The 19,791-nt window shown below is 44.8% G+C and carries 21 protein-coding genes, 2 tRNA genes and 1 pseudogene; 10 read left to right on the forward strand and 14 right to left on the reverse strand.

Translation table 11 applies throughout. The annotated features are described in order from the left end of the window. Positions 1–65: 65 nt before the first annotated feature. The 3 genes from cgtA (at position 66) to dinB (ending at position 3,587) form a co-directional block, all read left to right on the forward strand. Positions 66–1,253, forward strand: coding sequence for an Obg family GTPase CgtA (gene cgtA / locus ACQY6I_RS22510; RefSeq protein ID WP_428243817.1), 1,188 nt, complete (start codon positions 66–68; stop codon positions 1,251–1,253). 33 nt (positions 1,254–1,286) lie between these two features. Then, complete coding sequence (gene proB / locus ACQY6I_RS22515) at positions 1,287–2,411, forward strand: glutamate 5-kinase (RefSeq protein WP_428243819.1); 1,125 nt, start codon at positions 1,287–1,289, stop codon at positions 2,409–2,411. Between the two features lie 126 nt (positions 2,412–2,537). After that, complete coding sequence (gene dinB / locus ACQY6I_RS22520) at positions 2,538–3,587, forward strand: DNA polymerase IV (RefSeq protein WP_428243821.1); 1,050 nt, start codon at positions 2,538–2,540, stop codon at positions 3,585–3,587. A gap of 592 nt (positions 3,588–4,179) precedes the next feature. Here dinB and ACQY6I_RS22525 read toward each other — a convergent pair. After that, the gene (locus ACQY6I_RS22525) at positions 4,180–4,515 is read right to left on the reverse strand and encodes a hypothetical protein (protein WP_428243942.1); all 336 of its coding nucleotides are present in this window, start codon (positions 4,513–4,515) and stop codon (positions 4,180–4,182) included. A gap of 30 nt (positions 4,516–4,545) precedes the next feature. Continuing rightward, a pseudogene (locus ACQY6I_RS22530) lies at positions 4,546–4,716 on the reverse strand (TetR/AcrR family transcriptional regulator); the annotation flags it as partial. A 527-nt stretch (positions 4,717–5,243) separates the two neighbouring features. On the opposite strand from ACQY6I_RS22530, the gene ACQY6I_RS22535 reads away from it, so the two are divergent. Continuing rightward, positions 5,244–5,603, forward strand: a complete 360-nt coding sequence (locus ACQY6I_RS22535) for a response regulator (RefSeq protein ID WP_044618434.1) — start codon at positions 5,244–5,246, stop codon at positions 5,601–5,603. 653 nt (positions 5,604–6,256) lie between these two features. Here ACQY6I_RS22535 and ACQY6I_RS22540 read toward each other — a convergent pair. Both ACQY6I_RS22540 and dksA read right to left on the reverse strand, forming a co-directional pair. Continuing rightward, positions 6,257–6,685 (reverse strand): hypothetical protein, encoded by a 429-nt coding sequence (locus tag ACQY6I_RS22540; protein WP_428243823.1) that lies wholly within the window; start codon positions 6,683–6,685, stop codon positions 6,257–6,259. 173 nt (positions 6,686–6,858) lie between these two features. Next, positions 6,859–7,266 (reverse strand): RNA polymerase-binding protein DksA, encoded by a 408-nt coding sequence (gene dksA / locus ACQY6I_RS22545; RefSeq protein WP_428243825.1) that lies wholly within the window; start codon positions 7,264–7,266, stop codon positions 6,859–6,861. A gap of 228 nt (positions 7,267–7,494) precedes the next feature. Between dksA and purU the strand changes: the two genes are divergently transcribed. The 6 genes from purU to ACQY6I_RS22575 all read left to right on the forward strand — a co-directional run bounded on the left by purU (position 7,495) and on the right by ACQY6I_RS22575 (position 13,179). Beyond that, positions 7,495–8,349: a formyltetrahydrofolate deformylase gene (gene purU / locus ACQY6I_RS22550; RefSeq protein WP_428243827.1), complete on the forward strand. Its 855-nt coding sequence runs from the start codon at positions 7,495–7,497 to the stop codon at positions 8,347–8,349. 120 nt (positions 8,350–8,469) lie between these two features. Beyond that, positions 8,470–8,802, forward strand: coding sequence for a TIGR01244 family sulfur transferase (locus ACQY6I_RS22555; RefSeq protein WP_428243829.1), 333 nt, complete (start codon positions 8,470–8,472; stop codon positions 8,800–8,802). An 8-nt stretch (positions 8,803–8,810) separates the two neighbouring features. Further along, complete coding sequence (locus ACQY6I_RS22560; protein WP_428243831.1) at positions 8,811–9,761, forward strand: sigma-54 interaction domain-containing protein; 951 nt, start codon at positions 8,811–8,813, stop codon at positions 9,759–9,761. Between the two features lie 270 nt (positions 9,762–10,031). After that, positions 10,032–11,723, forward strand: a complete 1,692-nt coding sequence (locus ACQY6I_RS22565; protein ID WP_428243939.1) for a SulP family inorganic anion transporter — start codon at positions 10,032–10,034, stop codon at positions 11,721–11,723. Then, a complete protein-coding gene (locus tag ACQY6I_RS22570; protein ID WP_428243833.1) occupies positions 11,723–12,589 on the forward strand; it encodes an MBL fold metallo-hydrolase in 867 nt (288 codons plus the stop codon). The genes ACQY6I_RS22565 and ACQY6I_RS22570 overlap by 1 nt, the downstream gene beginning before the upstream one ends. Positions 12,590–12,732: 143 nt before the next feature. Beyond that, on the forward strand, positions 12,733–13,179 hold the full coding sequence (locus ACQY6I_RS22575; RefSeq protein WP_428243835.1) for a hypothetical protein: 447 nt from the start codon (positions 12,733–12,735) through the stop codon (positions 13,177–13,179). An 83-nt stretch (positions 13,180–13,262) separates the two neighbouring features. On the opposite strand, the gene ACQY6I_RS22580 is transcribed toward ACQY6I_RS22575, so the two are convergent. The 10 genes from ACQY6I_RS22580 to ispE form a co-directional block, all read right to left on the reverse strand. Beyond that, entirely contained in the window at positions 13,263–13,640 is a 378-nt protein-coding gene (locus ACQY6I_RS22580) for a VOC family protein (protein ID WP_428243837.1), read from the reverse strand. A gap of 12 nt (positions 13,641–13,652) precedes the next feature. Next, positions 13,653–14,465 (reverse strand): sulfurtransferase, encoded by an 813-nt coding sequence (locus ACQY6I_RS22585; RefSeq protein ID WP_428243839.1) that lies wholly within the window; start codon positions 14,463–14,465, stop codon positions 13,653–13,655. Between the two features lie 122 nt (positions 14,466–14,587). Next, positions 14,588–14,662 (reverse strand) — tRNA-Gln (locus ACQY6I_RS22590). 35 nt (positions 14,663–14,697) lie between these two features. Next, positions 14,698–14,774, reverse strand: a tRNA-Met gene (locus ACQY6I_RS22595). Positions 14,775–15,083: 309 nt separating this feature from the next. Then, positions 15,084–15,350, reverse strand: coding sequence for a DOPA 4,5-dioxygenase family protein (locus tag ACQY6I_RS22600; protein WP_428243841.1), 267 nt, complete (start codon positions 15,348–15,350; stop codon positions 15,084–15,086). Positions 15,351–15,353: 3 nt separating this feature from the next. After that, positions 15,354–16,448 carry a redox-regulated ATPase YchF gene (gene ychF, locus ACQY6I_RS22605; RefSeq protein WP_428243843.1) on the reverse strand — a complete coding sequence of 365 codons (1,095 nt, stop codon included), beginning with the start codon at positions 16,446–16,448 and terminating at the stop codon, positions 15,354–15,356. A gap of 29 nt (positions 16,449–16,477) precedes the next feature. Next, positions 16,478–17,068 carry an aminoacyl-tRNA hydrolase gene (gene pth, locus ACQY6I_RS22610; protein ID WP_428243844.1) on the reverse strand — a complete coding sequence of 197 codons (591 nt, stop codon included), beginning with the start codon at positions 17,066–17,068 and terminating at the stop codon, positions 16,478–16,480. Between the two features lie 77 nt (positions 17,069–17,145). Continuing rightward, positions 17,146–17,763, reverse strand: coding sequence for a 50S ribosomal protein L25/general stress protein Ctc (locus ACQY6I_RS22615; RefSeq protein ID WP_428243846.1), 618 nt, complete (start codon positions 17,761–17,763; stop codon positions 17,146–17,148). A gap of 129 nt (positions 17,764–17,892) precedes the next feature. Then, positions 17,893–18,819, reverse strand: coding sequence for a ribose-phosphate pyrophosphokinase (locus ACQY6I_RS22620; protein ID WP_428243940.1), 927 nt, complete (start codon positions 18,817–18,819; stop codon positions 17,893–17,895). A 128-nt stretch (positions 18,820–18,947) separates the two neighbouring features. Then, positions 18,948–19,790, reverse strand: coding sequence for a 4-(cytidine 5'-diphospho)-2-C-methyl-D-erythritol kinase (gene ispE, locus ACQY6I_RS22625; RefSeq protein WP_428243848.1), 843 nt, complete (start codon positions 19,788–19,790; stop codon positions 18,948–18,950). Position 19,791 lies beyond the last annotated feature (1 nt).

A 19,791-nucleotide genomic window follows, 5' to 3' on the forward strand; every position in this document is an offset into this window, starting at 1 on the left:
TTAATATTGGTTACGAAATATTAGTTAAACTAACGTAACCAGATTTCGATATTTCGGACAAAACCATGAAGTTTGTAGATGAAGCAAGTGTTTATATAGAAGCCGGTAAAGGCGGTGACGGTTGTGTCAGTTTCCTGCGGGAAAAGTTCATTGCCAAAGGCGGCCCTAATGGTGGAGACGGTGGCGATGGTGGCAGCGTCCTGGTTAAGGCAGACGAGAATGTGAATACCCTTATCGATTATCGCTACATTCGGAAATATCGCGCAGAAAGTGGTGAAAATGGGCGAGGCAAGGATATGACCGGTAAAAAAGGCGAGGATACAGTGTTGGTGGTACCGGTGGGAACATCTGTCATTGATGAGGATACCGATGAGGTGCTCGTTGATCTTACCCAGCACGGACAGGTTTTTAAGATTGCTCAAGGGGGGTTTCATGGCCTTGGAAACACTCGCTTTAAATCCAGTGTGAACCGAGCTCCCCGGCAATTTACCAAGGGCTCTCTGGGTGAAAGTCGTAATATCAAGCTGGAATTGAAAGTGCTGGCAGACGTCGGCCTGCTGGGGTTGCCAAATGCCGGTAAGTCTACTTTTATTCGCGCAGTATCTGCGGCCAAACCCAAGGTTGCTGATTATCCGTTTACCACCTTGGTTCCTAATTTGGGAGTGGTTCGTACGGAATATTCCCGCAGTTTTGTTATTGCGGATGTGCCAGGAATTATCGAAGGTGCTTCCGAAGGTGCAGGTTTGGGTATCAGATTCTTAAAACATCTGGTGCGTACTCGCATATTGTTGCATCTGGTCGATATGGCACCTTTTGATGAAGCCGATCCAGCAGAGCAGGCCAAAATCATTATTAACGAACTAAATCAATTTTCTCCTGAATTGGCAAAACGTGAACGCTGGCTGGTGTTGAACAAGTTGGACTTGTTACCAGAGGATGAACGGGAAAGCCGTTGTCAGGCCTTAATCGATGCGTTGAACTGGCAGGGGCCTGTTTTTAGGGTTTCGGCGATCTCAAAAACAGGAACTGAAGATGTCTGTCAGAAAGTCATGGAGTTTCTCGAAGAACGTAAGCAGATACTTGAAGAAAACTCTGAACTGGCAGAGCAGGAGCAATTGCATCGTAATTTGGTTGAAACTGAGGCCAGAGAAAAAATAGAATCGCTGGCCCGGGCACGACGTGCAGCCCGAAAAGCCCAGGATAACGATGATGATGACTTTGACGATGATGTGGAAGTTGAATATCGCTCCTGATTCGTATTGACCCAAACATAATCAGACACATAAATGAACTCTAAGTCCCCTTTGACTCGCGGACAGCGCTGGGTTGTAAAAATTGGCTCTTCGTTATTAACCAATGATGGTCAGGGCCTTGATTGCCAGAGAATCAAGGGTTGGGTTGACCAGCTGGCGGATCTGCACCGGTCTGGTGTGCAGATAATTCTTGTAAGCTCAGGTGCTGTGGCGGCAGGAATGCATCGATTGGGGTGGAGTCGCCGGCCCATAGAACTGGAATCACTACAAGCCGCAGCTGCGGTCGGACAAACTAGTCTGGTGCAGTGTTATGAGCAGTGTTTTAAAGAGCATCATATTCATACTGCGCAGATATTGTTAACCCATGAGGATCTGTCTGATCGTAAGCGCTATCTTAATGCTAGAAATTCTCTGAGGACATTGCTATCACTGCCTGTGATGCCAATCATTAACGAAAACGATACGGTTATTACAGACGAAATAAAGTTTGGTGATAACGATACTCTTGGTGCTCTCGTAGCAAATCTTATGGAAGCGGATGCGCTGATTATTTTGACAGATCAGCAAGGACTTTTTGACAAAGACCCGCGATATTCAAAAGACGCTTCTTTGATCTCACAGGCGAAGGCCACAGATCCCTCCTTGGTGGCTATGGCTTCGGGAGCAGGCGCGCTCGGCAGTGGCGGTATGGCGACTAAAGTACGGGCGGCAAAATTAGCTTCCCGCAGCGGAGCGATTACCGCTATTTGCGCAGGCCGGGAGGAAAATGTTCTGCGCCGGCTGTGGGCAGGTGAAGCGATAGGCACATTGTTGACTCCTGACCAGGAGCCTATTGTTGCACGTAAACAGTGGTTGGCTGGGCACCTGAAAACCCGCGGACGTATATTTCTGGATGCAGGTGCAGAGCTGGCGTTGGTTAGAAAAGGACGCAGCTTGTTGCCGGTAGGAGTGAATCGTATCGAAGGCAATTTCAAGCGTGGGGAGGCAGTTAGTTGTATTGGAGAATCTGGTCGCCTCGTGGCCATTGGTCTTATCAATTATGATGCGACAGATTGCGGAAAAATACTTCGCCACGCCAGTCAAGAAATTTTCGATATATTGGGGTATATCTCTGAGCCGGAATTGATTCATCGGGATAATCTGGTTCTAATGGAGTAAGTCGTTCATCGGCTGTGGATGCCTTGATTTCTCATCTTAGTGGTATCTGTTGTCAAGATCACTTGTTGACACAATCGCCTGTATTTGAATAATGCTGTATTTATTTACAGTGTTGGGTGTTGGCGAGTGAATCATCAGCGAAAAATCATCCATTTTGATTGCGATTGCTTTTATGCCGCCGTCGAAATTCGTGATCGCCCGGAATTGCAAGGACGTCCGGTTGCTGTTGGTGGAACTGGACGCCGTGGAGTCTTGTCTACCTGTAATTATGAGGCTCGCCACTTTGGTATACGCTCAGCTATGCCTACTGCTCAGGCTCTACGCCTTTGTCCCGATTTAATTGTTCTTCCCAGTCGTTTTGATGCATATCGAGAAGCATCAAGACAAATCCATGAAGTCTTCAAACAATATTCAGAGCTTATCGAGCCTTTATCGCTTGATGAAGCGTATGTTGATGTCACCGATACTGACCATTGTCAGGGGAGTGCGACGTTGATAGCTAGGACTGTCAAGGCTCAGGTGAAACAACAGATCGGGATTACCATATCTGCGGGGGTCGCCCCAAACAAGTATCTTGCCAAGATTGCCAGCGACTGGCGTAAGCCAGATGGATTGTTTGTGATCACACCTGAACAGGTGGCTGATTTCGTAAAAGATCTTTCTGTTGATCGAATCCATGGTGTTGGTAAGGTGACTTCCAAGCGTTTGCACCGTCAGGGTATTTATACATGTGGTCAGCTGCAGAAGCAGGGGGTGAAAGAGCTTGTGGCGTCCTATGGAAGCTTTGGTGAACATTTGTATCAAATGAGTCAGGGTATTGATGACCGTGAGGTGAAAGTGTCGAGGGAGCGGAAATCCTTGAGTGTTGAGCGCACCTATGCCGAAGATGTGCATGGTCTTAGTGCTTGTCTGACGAATATGGGGTCGCTGTATCTGGAGTTGAGTCAGCGTATGAGCAAAATTAACGCGGAATACTTTGGCAAGGCTTTTGTTAAGGTTCGCTTTGCTGATTTCACTCAGACCACTGTTGAATGTACAACCCGTAGCTTTGATGCAGATATATTTAAAGCGCTATGTGAACAGGCCTGGAAGAGAAGGGAGAAGCCTGTGCGCCTTTTGGGTATGGGGATACGTAGCCGGGGACGTGGAGATGGGCAGCAGCTGTGTCTTTTTTAGCGTGATATATAAAGCGCTTGAAATGAATGCATCTTGTTAGGTATTAGTTAGGAAGTCTCTGAAAAATAGAAATAGTTTTGATGCAAGCAGGGTAGTACTGCTCGCAAAACCACAGTTTGCTGGTGTAACCGAGTTGTATCTATTATTTTTTTCAATAGTCGATATGGGTTATGGCGCTGGAAATGGTTCAGGTTTTGAGAAGCATTTTAAACCATACTTGCGATGGTTTTAAAAAAATAGAAACCACTTTAAAAATAAGAAAAGCCATTCTATTTTAACTTTTGATCGAAAGTTGCCAAGTTTGATATATACAAGGTCATTCTGCTGTAGATATTTTTAAGTTCGATAAGCATGGGAAATTATCGTCAATAGTGCTGTTGTTTTTTGCTGAAGAGTTTTTAACTAACCATAAAACAAGATAGGGTTTTTGCTTAAACTTTTTTGGTTGGCAAATATGCCGTTTATTGTCAGTTTGTGCCTGGTATGGTTAAAAGGTGAGTTATTTTGATGCTTGTGTTTTTATAATAAGCATTTAGACGTCAATCTGAGTTCAAAGATAACCGCCACAGTATTGTTGGTGGAAAATTCAGAACTACTTTATGAGCGAGTTAGTCATTTGCTCAAGAAGTTTATGAGTCTTCTGATGGTCAGAAATTTTCAAGGTATTTGATAATACCAAACCATGTATTGCCGCCAGAATAATAGTGGTAAGTTGTTCTGGGTATTCTATATGGTGAGGTGCAGCTGTTATTTTGTGCTGCAGGCTTTTTTGAAACAGGCGGGAGCTATTCAGTTCTTCCAGGTCAGTTTGTTCGTTTGTGCATATTAATAGAAAAAGACTTTTGTTTTTTATCAGAAATTGCACATATTCGTTAAGTATGTCGAGTAAAGCATGGTTACTTTGGCTAAATGCAGTGACTTGTGCCATTTCGCTTTCCCAAAGACTCGAAATAATGTCATTTTTATTTTTAAAGTGATAATAAATGGAAGGTGCCGAACAGTTTATTCTGTTAGCAATCTTTCTTAGCGAGACATTTTGGCCCCCATTCTCTAAAATTAGAGAAAGCGTAGCGTCCAGAATGTTCTGGCGTGTGATGAAGCTGTGTTTGGAGGTACTGCTTTTAACCATCTTTAGCAGGCTAACAGCAAGTTATTTATTGATAAAACTATTTGTTGTTATGGATTTGTTCTTTTTTTGGTCCGGTTGGTCGTTTTGACCGCAGGATAAACAGTTTTGTTTGTTATATCTCGGGGTTGGACTGGAATTTGTCTTTGGTATGATGCTCTCATTAAAACAAAGAAGTCAGCTATGGCCGGTTTACAGGTAAGGTTAAAACACCGAGAATTGTTAAATATGAATAGCGCGTTCATGTTGTTTGAAGATTTACTGTAGTTACTTTTATTTACAGATGATGGCTGGGATGTCGTTAGCTACAGTTGGTTTTTTAGTTAAGTGCGAACTGGGTTGGATTTTATTTAAGATACTTGCACATTGATAAACTGATATTGTTTTCTTAGTGTGTTGGTATCTAATAAAATATGAAGCCAATTCGTGCTATGGTTGTAATGGCCAGTAAGCTTACAAGTTTCGTAATGGAATGATTGTGTGTTCTTAATCGAAATGCGGGTAATTATTGAATTAACGAGAGTATTGAAATGGCAAAAGTATTGATTATCGATGACTCACCAACTCATGTTGCGGGTACTCAGCAGGCTCTGGAATCAGCCGGTTATGAAGTGGTCATAGCTATGGATGGTGTTGAGGGAATTCGGATGGCCCAGGAAACCAAGCCGGATTTGGTGTTGATGGATATTGTCATGCCGGAGCTGAACGGTTTTCAGGCTACGCGCAAGCTCGCTCATGATCCTTCAACCAAAGACATTCCGATTGTGATTATTACCACAAAAGATCAGGAAACAGATAGGGTATGGGGTGAAAGACAAGGCGCCAAAGACTATTTGGTTAAGCCTGTTTCAGACAAGCAGTTGCTGGAAACAGTCAAGAAGTACATCTAAATGATGCATGAGCCCGGCTGGCGGCGCTGGAGCTTGCCTCATCCATATGCATATTAGCTTGGGTGTCTGTCGGTTTAGTGTAGATTGTTCGTCATTCTCTGTAATGTGATTCAGTATCAGATAGCGGAAATGACGAACACTCTGGTTTGATTTGGTGCTTTGGACTCTAGTGTAGTGTCTCAAATGAAACGCATATTGTAAGGGGCCGCCGAATTCACTTCGAAAATCTACGTTAAGTTCAGAAAACGGCGTCCCACTGTTCGAGAAGCCCTCAAGGCGCCCATAGCTTTGTTCCAGCTCTCTCGACAAGGGTGTGGCCATTGCCTGCGAGCTGAGCCTCGCTGTGAACATCTTGAGGTGCTTTTTTAATATAGGTTTTATTCAAGACGCTACACTAGTTGTTCTTTTAAGCTGCTGTTCCTTCTGTTGCGCCGAAAAGGCTGCTTTTTTGGGCAAGGTTCAGATGCCAAAAAAATCATTTTTATTTAGTTTGTAGTAGTCATTTACCTGTCAATGTAGTCTTGTGAAGAGGTTATTCTAATCTCTTATATAAACTGTCTGATTATATGTCTTTTAATGTCATATATGGCATGTTCTGGTGTCTTAAATCACAGCGATATGGTTTGTTGAGTCGGTGTCTATAATGGTTATTGTCAATGCTTTCGAGCGGCAATAATGTTTGCTGTAACGACCCTTAGTCGATCAACATCCACATTTGTCTCATAACTGCCGTCCTGGTTTTGGTATTCGTTCAGCGCCTCCTCCAGGTTAAAAGGGGTCTTGTCAGGATAAGTCTGCGTTGCTACTACAAGGGTATTCGCCTCGCGTAAGTTGATCAGGCTGTGGTCGTAGAGAGTTTGCCGCATTGAGAGGATGTCAGGGAAAGTTATTGCCTGTGGGTGGAATTGTGTTGCCACTGCCTGGTAATCCTTGTCCATACCCGAATTGATGAACTCATCATTGCTATCAGGCAAATCATTAGGAGTCAGCAGTTCAGGCCCCTGCTGTTTTTGTAGTTCATTCGCGCTATTTGATTGAATTTGCTGCTGTTGATAGCGTTCTACTGCTGAGATTAAGTTCACACCCGTATCTACCTTGTGTTTTTAGGTTATTCAGACGGTACGGCAAAATATGTGCCCGAATGAGGAGCGAAAAAGAACGTCAGCAATGAAAGGAAATTAAGGGCAGGTTGCTAGTGGTGTTTTATTTAAGCAGACAGAGCAGCTCACACTGCTCTATGATACGGAAAATGCTATCAGCTATCCCGATAGTTTCTTTCCTGTTGTTCCTGGCGAATTTTTTCTTCGGCACAAAGTGTTGCAGTTGGGCGTGCAAGTAATCGCGGAACTGTGATTGGCTCACCAGTTACTTCACAGTAACCAAATTCGCCATCTTCGATGCGTTTAAGAGCTTCATCGATTTTTGGCAGAAGCTTGGTTTGACGATCTAAAAACCGTAGCTGCAAGCGTCGTTCTTCTTCTTGCGAAGCTTTGTCCAGTTCATCCGCTTCATATTCAATCTTGCCGATTTCTTCTCTAGCAGTTTCTATTTGTTCACGGATTTCTTGTTTCATGTTGACTAGGAGGTTGTGGAAAAACTCCAACTGCTGGTCATTCATATAGTCTTCTTCAGACATAGCCAGAAGTTGCTCTTGTGTCAGCATCAGGATCGTCCTTTGTACATAGTGGTAAATGCCATCTGATTAAAAAATAGACAGCTATTTTTAAAGGTGGATCATGTTATCTTAAAGGGTCATTTTTGGGAACTTTTTTTAACGTATAGTGCTGCAAACAAGGTAGCGAAATGTGATTTAAAACAATGATCTACATTGTTTGTTGGCAGACAGGTCCTATATTATCAGCCTATAATTTAACCAGAATAGAAAAAATAAATGGATAGAGTATATAGATTAATTATGTCCTGCCCTGATCGAGTGGGAATTGTAGCACGCATCTCCAGTTTTATCGCCGAACACAATGGCACCATTCTGGAGGCAAATCATCATGCAGATCAGCAGGCAGGGTGGTTTTTTATTCGCAATGAAATCAAAGCAAATTCACTGCCTTTCGGGCCAGAACAATTTTCGGAACTGGTAAAGCCTATTGCCACTGAATTGGGTATGAAGTGGCGGCTTGTTGATTCTGCTCGTAAGCATCGTGTAGTGCTGATGTGCAGTAAGCAATCTCATTGCTTGGTGGATATCCTGAACCGCTGGCATTCTGGAGACCTGGAATGTGAAATTCCATGCGTGATATCTAACCATGATACCTTGCGCAGTCTGGTTGAGTGGTATGGTATACCGTTTTTTCATGTGCCAGTGGACCCTTCCAGTAAGCAGGCTCATTTTGAGCAAGTCGAGACGCTTATAAAGCAGCATAGGACTGACACCGTCGTATTAGCCCGTTATATGCAGATTTTGCCGCAGTCTATTTGTCAGGAGATGAGAGGCAGGATTATTAATATTCATCATAGTTTCCTGCCGTCATTTGTCGGAGCCAAACCTTATCATCAAGCATTTGAGCGTGGAGTGAAGTTGATTGGTGCGACCTGTCATTACGTGACATCGGAACTGGATGCCGGACCGATTATTGAACAGGATGTTGTCCGCGTTTCTCATCGCCAGGAAGTTGAAGACATGGTTAGGCTTGGTAAGGATGTTGAGAAAACGGTGTTGTCTCGTGGATTGCTGATGCACCTTGAGGATCGGGTGATAGTTCATGGTAATAAGACAGTGGTGTTTGACTGATCATATGTGTATCACATTGGCAAACAGACAACGAGATGCTCGTATATACGAATTTTCTAATTTATAGTGGTCATGTGTTTTGATTGATCATAAATTTATTGTTTGATTCAGGAGATTGTTATGGAACTCAAGTATCTAACGGATACGTTTGCTGTGACTGGACAAATCACTGTTGCCGATGTTTCTCAGCTGTCAGCAGCGGATTTTACCACTGTAGTATGTAATCGACCGGATGGAGAAGAGCCTGGTCAACCGTTATCTGCTGATATAGCAGCTGCGTGTGAAAATACGGGGCTGGATTTTTACTATATTCCAATGAACGGTCCGAACTATACTGCAGCCGATGTTTCCCGTTTGAAAGAAGTGTTATCCGCAGATAAAGGAAAAGTACTTGGATTTTGCAGAACCGGTAACAGAAGCTCCATTTTGTGGAATGCTGCTCAGGGTAACTGAGGCGCGTGATGCATACCAATCCCGGACATCAACCCCATAGCTATCAGGGGCTGTTAACCGTTTCCAGACGAATGCAGCAGTTCATGGCTAAGGTTGAAAAAGTTGCCAGAACCAATGCATCGGTGCTGCTTCGGGGGGAAACTGGTACTGGTAAGGAGATGGTTGCCCGTTATATTCACCGTTGTAGCCCGCGAGGCGTTGGGGCATTCAGTGCTGTAAATTGTGCTGCTTTGTCTGGGGAATTGATGGCTTCAGAGCTGTTTGGTCATAAGAAAGGGGCATTTACCGGTGCTACCCATGATCGCCAGGGCTTGTTGGAATTAACAAATGGGGGTTCTCTATTTCTCGATGAAATAGCGGAAATGCCACTGGATATCCAGGCAAGGTTGTTGCGGGTATTGCAGGATCGCTGTTTTACCCCGCTGGGTTCTTCTCAACTAATGACAACAGACATTCGTCTGATCAGTGCGACTCATCAGTCGTTGAGAAAGCGAGTGGCGGAAGGCGCATTTCGCGAAGATCTGATGTATCGGGTGCGTGTGATTCCAATGTTTTTACCAAAACTGGTTGAGCGCGGAGAGGACCTTCCGATGCTTATCTGGCATTTTATCGATCGTTTTAATGCAATATCTGAGCGACGCATTGAATCAATTGATTCAAAGGCCTGGAATGCCCTGATGAGTTATGAATGGCCTGGTAATGTACGAGAACTTAGTAATGTCATAGAGTATTGTCATGCGATAGGCGATGGCCCAGTACTCTCATTTGATGACCTGAATCCTGACCTCAAGGGGGAGGGGCCTGCTGATGAACAATTATATTTTGATGATGAAAATGAGCGTGATCAGATTCTAGAATTGTTGCATCGTTATCGGGGGCGCAAACTGGAAGTCGCGCAAAAACTTGGTATCAGTCGGGCAACCCTGTGGCGTAAACTCAAACTGTACGGTATCGATTGATCATTGGTATCGATTTATCCCAAAAGAATATCCATTATTCCTGAAGATTTTCGTTTTCTGTTTGAATCGAATGATTGTGATATGTTTCATGGTAATGTTTCAATGCAACATTGCGTCGCATGAGATTGTTTCATTTCTGTTTCTTGAGTTGCTGGCCCCCGCTAATTTGTGCCTATCAGTCATTGGCATTTCGTTTGCTCTCTTAATTAGCTAACCAAATTATAATGTAAGTATTTCTTGGGCTATATAAGAGTTTTGGGTTTGAAAATAATGAATGCACTGTCACGATGGGTACCGATAGTTGAATGGTTGCCGCTGTATCAGCGCCCGAATTTGCGAGGTGACGTAATTGCCGGCTTAACTACGGGCATGATGTTAATTCCTCAGGCGATGTCATATGCGCTTTTGGCCGGGCTTCCTCCTATTATTGGTTTATATGCTTCCATCCTTCCTATTGTCGCATATGCGATATTCGGTACTTCCCGCCAATTAGCGGTTGGGCCGGCTGCCATGATTGCTTTGTTGGTGACCAGTGAGATTGGTCGGTTGGCCGATTCTGGTTCTGAGCAGTATGTAGTATTGGCAATATTTTTGTCCTTGATGGTCGGAATTATTCAGTTTTCAATGGGAGCATTACGGTTGGGGTTTATAACCAACTTTATGTCCCATCCTGTAATTAGTGGGTTTACATCTGCAGCGGCGTTGATCATCGGTTTTTCTCAATTGGGGCATTTGTTGGGGATTTCTCTACCCCGAACTGAGAATGTTGCAGAGATTATTCACCTGACAATTCAACAGTTTACATCGATACATCTGCCCACACTGTTAATCGGGTGGGGAGGTGTGATTTTATTAGTGGTCTTAAAAAAAATCAGTCCGCTACTGCCCGGACCGATGATTGCGGTCATTATTTCTACGCTGCTGGTATGGGGGTTCGGACTGAATCACATGGGGGTGAAAACCGTGGGTCAGGTACCCCCTGGATTGCCAGTATTCTCAGTGCCTCATGTTGACCCCTCTCAGTGGTTATCATTGTTTCCCATAGCCTTAACAATAGCTTTTATGGGATTTATCGAATCGATTGCTGTTGCCAGAAAAATTGCGCGGGAAAAACGTTACGAGGTTGATGCGAATAAGGAATTGGTTGCGCTTGGTATTGCGAATATTGTGGCTTCTTTTTTCAAAGCAATGCCTGTTGCTGGTGGGTTTGGCCGCACAGCAGTGAATAACAGTGCCGGGGCCAACACGGCTTTGGCGTCACTAATAACTGCAACGGTCATTGCTATAGCATTGGTATTTTTTACACCACTTTTTTATTTCATTCCCAAAGCCATTCTGGGGTCGATAATTATGTTGGCTGTTGCAAGTCTGGTGGATTTCCAGGAAATAAAACATTTATGGAAGGTGAAGAAAGAAGACTTGGGGTTGTTGGTGCTTACATTTGTAGCCACGCTGATTATCGGTGTCAAAGAGGGCATTTTTATTGGTATCGGTGCTTCTCTCTTGTGGTTTGTAGTGAAAACAACCCGGCCTCATTATGCTGTGCTTGGTCGTTTACCCGGCACTAGAGATTATCGGAATGTACGGCGTCATTCAGTTGAAACAGATGATGGTGTTCTGGTGTTGAGGTTTGATGCTCAATTTTATTATGGCAACGTATCTTTTTTGAAGGAGACAATCAAAAAGCATCTTCATGATGCAGAGGGAAAAGTCCATGCAGTGGTGATCGATGCATGTTCAATAAATCAATTGGATTCATCGGCAGATACGGCACTGCATCAACTATTGGATGAGTACAGGATCAGAAACGTCGAGTTTTATTTCTCTTATGTTAAGGGGCCTGTTTTGGATGTCATGCGCAGATCAGGGTTTGTGCAGCGAGTTGGTCCGGATCATTTCTTCAATAATACTCATGATGCAGTAATCGTTGCCCGAGAAAGACAAACAGCGGAGATCAAATAATGAAAATACATGTCGAAGCTTTTTATGATGAAGAGACTTACACGTTAACCTATGTAGTATCTGATCAAATCACCCGGGATGCGATTGTGATTGACCCGGTGCTGGATTATGAGCCGATTGGGTCGATTGTAAAAGACACTTCGTATCAGCGTGTCAAAAGCTATATTGATCAGCAGCAACTAAATTTAAAGATGGTGTTGGAAACTCATGCTCATGCAGACCATTTAAGTGCTTCTCAATTATTTAAGAAAGATTATCCAGCTGTAAAAATAGCCATTGGTCGACATATCACTGCTGTGCAGGGTGTTTTTAAAGGTATTTATAATCTGGATGAGCTGTTCCTAACGGATGGTTCGCAATTCGATCAGTTAATTGATGATGATCAAGTATTCGAGGCTGGTAGTATTGAGATTAAAGCTTTATTTACACCAGGTCATACGCCAGCCTGTTTATCTTACCTGATTGGTAATGCGGTATTTACCGGGGATACGTTGTTTATGCCGGATTATGGCACAGGACGTTGTGACTTTCCGGGTGGCGATGCGGAACAAATGTATCACTCCATTCAGCGTTTATATCAGTTACCGGATGATACCCGGGTGTTTACCGGTCATGATTATCTTCCCAATGGTAGGGCGTTGAGGTATGAGTCAACCATCGCTGAGCAAAAGCATCATAATATACAACTGAATATACAAACGAATGTTGATGAGTACGTCAAATTTCGTGGCGGTCGAGACAAAACTCTGGCGGCTCCGAAACTGATATACCAGAGCCTACTGGTCAATATTGAGGCAGGGAAGTTGCCAAAGGTACAGAGTAATGGTTCACGTTACTTGAAAATACCGCTGAATATTAGGTGTTAATTCAGCCAAATCATCATATTTTCAATTATTGATATATGACAATAGTCGGAAGTGTGTTTGGTCAATTAGCTGATATCAATCAGTTTTTGATTCCACACGTCTCTCATAATCGGCTTCATGTCTGAACAATGACGAGGCCTAAAATGAGATATAAGACATTGCTTGATTTGATTGAATCAGCGAGTCAGACACATGGTACGTTGTCCGAAAAATATCAGGAGCTGGAGTTGTTGGTGACTTCTGAAAAAACACTGTGGCTGCTTGAGTATTTAAATCGACATGAAATTCGTATGGCAGAAACTTTTAAAGCTGCCAAAGATCAATTGAATGGTTTTTCTGATATGAGCCTTGAATACACGCCTGAGTGGAGTGGACGTGATTTGGTTGGAGAACTCGAATGTGTGAACATTAATGACGTCGATAGTATTCTCAGTCGCGCCCTCGAAGTAGATAGTGTTGTGTTGGAGGGGTTGCGTGGAGCACGTGATCAGGCCCGCTCAGAAAGATGTCGTGAATTGATGCAACATCTGATTAATATGGCAACAGATGAACAGCGTAGGGTGGCAACCTCTCTGGTGAAAGCTGTTTGAGCGGAGAGGTTTGTCTGTAGGTTGCTTTGTTGTGAATGGGCAGTTCGGTTGTCATTTAGGATTGAGGTGATTTTAATGGGCAATTATTTGCCTGAAATGTATTCGCTTACTTCAATCAGATTATCATCCGGGTCATTAAAGTAGATCGATTGAATTGGTCCGATCGCGCCGGATTTATCGACAGGTCCCTCAATAATGCTAACGCCTTCTTTTTGGATGTGAGTCATCACTGTCATTAAGGGTTCAGAAGTAATCAGGCAGATATCGGCTGAACCAATAGCCGCACGATTGCGGCTTTCCTGTCCCAACAGCTGTAGATTGATTTTCTGTTGACCAAAAGACAGAGCTTTACGTCCATTACCAAAAACCACTGGTTTAAGTTTTAGCACCCGGCTGTAGAACTCAATGCTCCGCTCAATATCTGCAACTGTGATGACGATATGGTCGATATGGGATATCACATCTTTTCCTGTTTATCGTTCTATGGGGTGTTTTTCATTGGTAATCCATTCGCTCCATGAGCCGGGATATAGTCGTCCAGGTTGCAACCCTGCCAGGGTCATTGCAAATATGTTGTGGCATGCTGTAACGCCCGATCCGCAATAGTGGATGATGGGTTTGTCGATATTGCTGAAACGTTGTTGAATTTCGTCCGTTTGTTTGAAGCAGCCGTGTTCGTCCAGGTTTTCCATGAATGGTCGGCAAATGGCGCCAGGAATATGTCCCCCGACAGGGTCGATAGTCTCGTTTTCTCCTTTAAATCTGTCTGTTGCCCGGGCATCAATCAGTTGAATCTGGTGCAGATTATTCTGAATCCATTCGGCCGTTACAACCAGATCATCGTCAAATGTGGGGAGCCAGTCAGAAGGCTGAGGCAGCGGAATGCTCTTGGTCGTCGGTAGGCCAATTTGACACCATTGTGTATAGCCGCCGTCCAGTATCGATACCGTTTTTAAGCCAGCCCACCTTAGGAGCCACCACGCCCGCGCTGCGAATGCTCCATGACCTGCATCATAGCAAACCACCTTGCTGTCCTGTTTGAGCCCTACGCGATTAATTAGGTGGGTTAGAGATGCTTTTTCTGGCAGTGGATGTCTGCCGGTTATGCCTGGGATGATATTGCCAGACAAGTCTGAGTCTATGTTTAAGTATGTTGCGCCAGGAATATGTGACTCAAGATAAAGCTGACTGCCTTCGCCCGGATTCATGAGGTTGTGTCGACAATCGATAATTATCAGGTCAGGTGATTCCAGAATTTTTTCAAGTGCTAACGCTGATAACAGCATGCATGCGCTCCTGTTGCAAAAGAGATAAGTCTGCCGAATCAACCACGGAAAAACCAGGCCGTTTGCAAAAGCAACACGTGATAACTACAAAAAATGATGTTCACAAACCAGAACAAAAAAGATGGCAGGGGTGGCAGGATTCGAACCTACGGATGACGGGATCAAAACCCGTTGCCTTACCACTTGGCGACACCCCTGTATTTGACAGATTCTATCATAGAATCTAAAAGCTTGGTGGCTATGGCTGGACTTGAACCAGCGACCCCAGCATTATGAATGCTGTGCTCTAACCAGCTGAGCTACATAGCCATCGTGTCAGCGGATGCGTATTATGCGTATTAAATTTTCTGTGTCAACAGAAAAAAAGAAATTTTTTATTTAAAGATCAATGAGTTACGGAAATCATCAGCAGGTATCGGGATATTTGTGCGGATTTTGAATTCTGGGGCAGGCCATAAAGTCGAAATTGGAGCCAAGTAAGCAGAGTACCAGAAGGAGCGAGTTTCAGATGGTTAAGCGATGGGAGGCTGGCAGGTGATATCGATTAATGATCAATTCTCTGGGTAGATAAACTGATCATCTCTGTGATACCTGTTAAAACGAACGATAAAGCTGTTTTTAGAGTTTTCGCCCCAACCACCTCGGTTTTGTTCCAGTAACGTCTATTCTGATGCTGAGGGTCCCTTTGCGGGGCTCTAGCCAGTTGATAAATGTATCTGCGTCATGTTCGGGGAGTTTGCAGTGAAAGTGTGGTAGGGGATGGTCGTCAACCAGTTTATCTATCAGAATAGAAATACGGGCTTCTGGCCAGTCCTCTATCATAAGGTCTCTGAGTAGATCCGCTGTCAGGCGTTCCCGCAGCGGATAATAGATATAAGCGATCATGTCTTAGACATTGAACCGGAAATGCATGACATCGCCATCCTGCACGACATAATCCTTGCCTTCCAGGCGCCATTTCCCCGCTTCTTTGGCACCTGCCTCGCCACTGTATTTGACGAAATCCTCGTAGGAGACTGTTTCAGCACGAATGAAGCCTTTTTCAAAGTCGGTATGAATGACAGCAGCAGCTTTCGGTGCAGTTGCGCCGACTTTTACTGTCCATGCACGAACTTCTTTAACACCGGCAGTGAAATAGGTTTGCAGACCCAGAAGTTTATAACCTGCGCGAATAACACGGTGCAAGCCGGGTTCTTCCCAACCAAGATCCTGTAGAAATTCACCTTTTTCCTCGTCTTCCAGTTCGGCGATTTCTGACTCCAGCTTGTTGCAGATCACAACAACTTCTGCACCTTCTTCTTTGGCCAAAGCCATTACTTTATCCAGGTGAGGGTTGTTTTCGAACCCATCCTCAGCAACGTTGGCAATGTACATGGTTGGTTTGCTGGTCAGAAAATGAAATTCCCTATCCAATATCAGCAGTTCCTCTTCGCTCAGCTCTAGTGAGCGGATGGGCTTGGCTTGATCCAGGTGCGGTTTTACCTTATCCAGAAGGGTTAAGAGTTTCTGGGCTTCCTTGTCCTGACCTTTGGCTTTCTTCTGTAGTTTTACGTATTGTTTTTCAACGCTTTCCAGGTCTGCCAGTGCCAGTTCGGTATTAATCACCTCAATATCTGCCAGTGGATCAATTTTGTTGGCGACGTGAATAATGTTTTCATCTTCGAAGCAGCGTACGACATGTGCAATGGCGTCAGTTTCGCGGATGTTGGCAAGGAATTGATTTCCAAGCCCTTCACCTTTGGATGCCCCTGCAACCAAACCGGCGATATCCACAAACTCCATGGTCGTTGGAACCGTTCTTTCCGGTTTAACGATCTCGCTCAATCTGTCTTGTCGAGGATCCGGAACAGGAACGACGCCAGTATTGGGCTCAATGGTACAAAATGGAAAGTTTTCGGCATCAATGCCTGCTTCTGTCAAAGCATTGAATAAAGTCGATTTACCAACGTTTGGCAGGCCAACAATGCCACAGCGAATGCCCATGAAATTCTCCTGAAATGATGCTTTATATGCTATTTGCTTGCTTTAAAACTGTTTAATTCTGTCATCGCTTTATGCCATTGGCTGATGATCAGGTTCAAATTACGAGCGGCTTCCACCATCGCCAGCTCAATCAGTCCGGATTCTGTCTGTGGGGCTTTGCCCAATACATAACCGACAACCTGACTGGAGTGACCTGGGTGACCAATGCCGATCCGGAGTCGTTTGAAATCACGCTGATTCCCCAGGCAAGCGATGATATCGCGCATACCGTTATGACCACCATGACCTCCGCCTACTTTTAATCTGGCTACGCCAGGTGGCAGGTCGAGTTCATCATAGGCTACCAGAATATTTTCCAATGCCAGTTTGAAGAAGTTGGTGACAGCGGCAACAGATTTTCCGCTTCTGTTCATAAATGTTTGGGGTTTAAGGAGCAGTATCTCCTGGCCATCAGCAGTTATCCGGCATATATCGGCAAAAAACTTCTTATCGCTTTGCCAACGGCCATTATATTGTTCTGCCAGAAAGTCTACGAAGTCGAATCCGGCATTGTGTCGGGTATGGTGATATTCCGGGCCCGGGTTGCCGAGGCCTACAATCAGGCGAATGCTATTGGCCATAGTTTCGTCCATTGAGATTAAGAGCGGAGATAAAAAAGGCCCTTCGAAGGGCCTTAGTTAAAATAACGTAGGAAGAATTATTCGGCGCTTTCTTCGGCAGCTTCTGAATCATCGCCGCCTGCTTTCTTCACAACGCTACATACTGGTTGATCGCTTTCATGCTGCAGAGCAACCAGTTCAACTCCTTTAGGCAGAACCAGTTCAGACAAGTGCAGTACGTGACCAGCTTCTACTTTGGCCATATCCACTTCGATGAATTCTGGCAGGTCGGTAGCCCTACAGGTAACTTCGACTTCAGTCATATTGTGCTGAATCTTACCACCGCCCACTTTGACACCTACGCAAGTGGTTTCATTCAGGAAGTGCAAAGGTACAACTTTATGAATGACTGTGGATGCATCAACGCGTTCGAAATCGACGTGGATAAATGCATCGGTTGCGGGATGACGTTGTACGTCCATAAGAACAACCGATTCTGTTTTGCCATCAATAGACAGGCTTAATACAGAAGAAAAGAAAGACTCGCTGTCAGCGGCTTTTTTCAATTCGTTGCTCTTCAGGGTAATGGCAGCAGGTGCCAGTTCTTTTTTGCCGCCATAAACGATGGCAGGCACGTTGCCTTGTTTACGCAGGCGGCGGCTCGCACCTTTGCCCAGCTCTGTACGAGAGACAGCGTTTAAAATTATTTCTGACATTGATTTAACTCCAAATAAAAATACAAAAACCCGAGTTCACCGCGACCAGTGACTTCGGGTTGTAAAGGGAGAAATGTATATTTCTCCTTGTCAGCATGTTGTTGCTAATTGCGTCGAAAATGAAGCTAATTAACGAAACATTGCACTGATTGATTCTTCATTGCTGACGCGTCGGATTGCTTCGGCAAGTACCCCCGAAAGCGAAAGCTGGCGGATCTTATCACAGTTTTTTGCAGCTTCCGAGAGTTTGATTGTGTCAGTCACCACCAATTCAATGCTGGAGTTATTGATGCGTTCTATCGCTGGTCCAGAGAGAACCGGGTGGGTTGCATAGGCGACTACTTTATCTGCACCAAATTTCATCAATGCCTCGGCTGCCTGGCACAAAGTTCCCGCAGTATCCACCATGTCATCGACCAGTATGCAGGTTCGTCCCTGGACATCACCAATGATGTTCATAATTTCCAGTTGATTGGCTTTGGGACGGCGTTTGTCAATGATAGCCAGTTCGGAATCCAGCTGTTTGGCAATTGCCCGGGCCCTTACTACACCACCCACATCAGGGGATACGATGATTTTCTTGTCGTAGTTCTGTTTCTCGATGTCATCAAGAAGGATGGGAGACCCATAAATGTTATCGACCGGAATAGAAAAGAAGCCTTGAACCTGGTCCGCGTGCAGGTCAACTGTCAGAATCCGGTCGATACCGATGACGGTCATCATGTCGGCACAGACTTTGGCAGAAATGGGCACACGTGCAGAACGTGGACGACGGTCCTGCCTGGCATAACCAAAATAAGGAACTACAGCAGTGATGCGACTGGCAGAAGCCCGCCTTAAGGCATCTGCAAGCAGCAACAACTCCATGAGATTGTCGTTACTGGGCTGACAGGTGGATTGAAGGATGAAACAGTCCGCGCCACGAACATTTTCATTAAGCTCTATAGCGATTTCTCCATCGCTGAATTTGCTGACAGTGGCATCCCCCAGAGGGAGATCCAGACGTTCTGTCACTTTGCGGGCAAGTTCGGGATTGGCATTCCCGGTAAATATCATCATTTTCGACACGCGGTTCACCTGTTTCTGTCATTAAGGCATGGAACTAAAAAAGCTAGCGAAAGCCATCTGAATACAGCGTCATTATTCAGTTATGGATTTCGGTAGATTTCTTGGTTGTGGTTGTGTCAGCGGGTCAACAACTCGCTCAACGGAGATTTGTTCATCGCTTCGGCAACAAAACCTTCAAACTCTGGTGAAATGTCCGCCAGTATTTGTTGGGCCTGAGCCTCGCTTGAACACTCCGTATAGACACAAGCTCCAGTGCCTGTCAGTTTCGGTGTTCCGTATTGCGCCAACCGTTTAAACAATTTCTCTATTTCGGGGTAAAGGCTTCGAACTAGATGTTCAAAGTCATTATGGCCACCCTGGGTCAGCGCGGTGTGTATTGTGATGAGAGGGGTGTTTCGTGTCAAATCCGGGTGACGGAATATTTGCGCTGTTGCCACATGAGAGTTTGGTTTGGCTACCAGAAACCATTTCTGTGGCAACTCAACGGGGGTTAGTTTTTCACCTACGCCTTCGGCCCAGGCACTGCATCCTTGTACAAATACCGGTACATCGGCACCGAGTTGAAGTCCAAGTTTTGCCAGCTCATCAGCTGTCAGTTGCGTCTGCCATAAGTGGTTAAGGGCAACCAGTGTAGTGGCTGCGTTGGAACTGCCACCACCAATACCGCCACCTTGAGGTAATTTCTTGTTGATTTGAATGTCACAGCCAAAACGACAGCTGGTGTGCTGTTGTAATAGTCTGGCAGCTTTATAAATCAGGTTTTGTTCCAGTGGAAGTCCGGGAAACGCTGGTGTTAGGGTAATGTGTTCTGACTCTGTGCTGTGAAAGAACATTTCATCGCCATAATTCAGCAGCTGAAACAAGGTCTGAAGGTGATGATATCCATTATCAAGGCGGTGGTTGATATGCAGCATTAAGTTCAGCTTGGCTGGGCTTAGCAGCTTTAGTGATTTACTCATT

The organism is Gynuella sp. (genome assembly GCF_050297175.1).
Classification (GTDB): domain Bacteria; phylum Pseudomonadota; class Gammaproteobacteria; order Pseudomonadales; family Natronospirillaceae; genus Gynuella.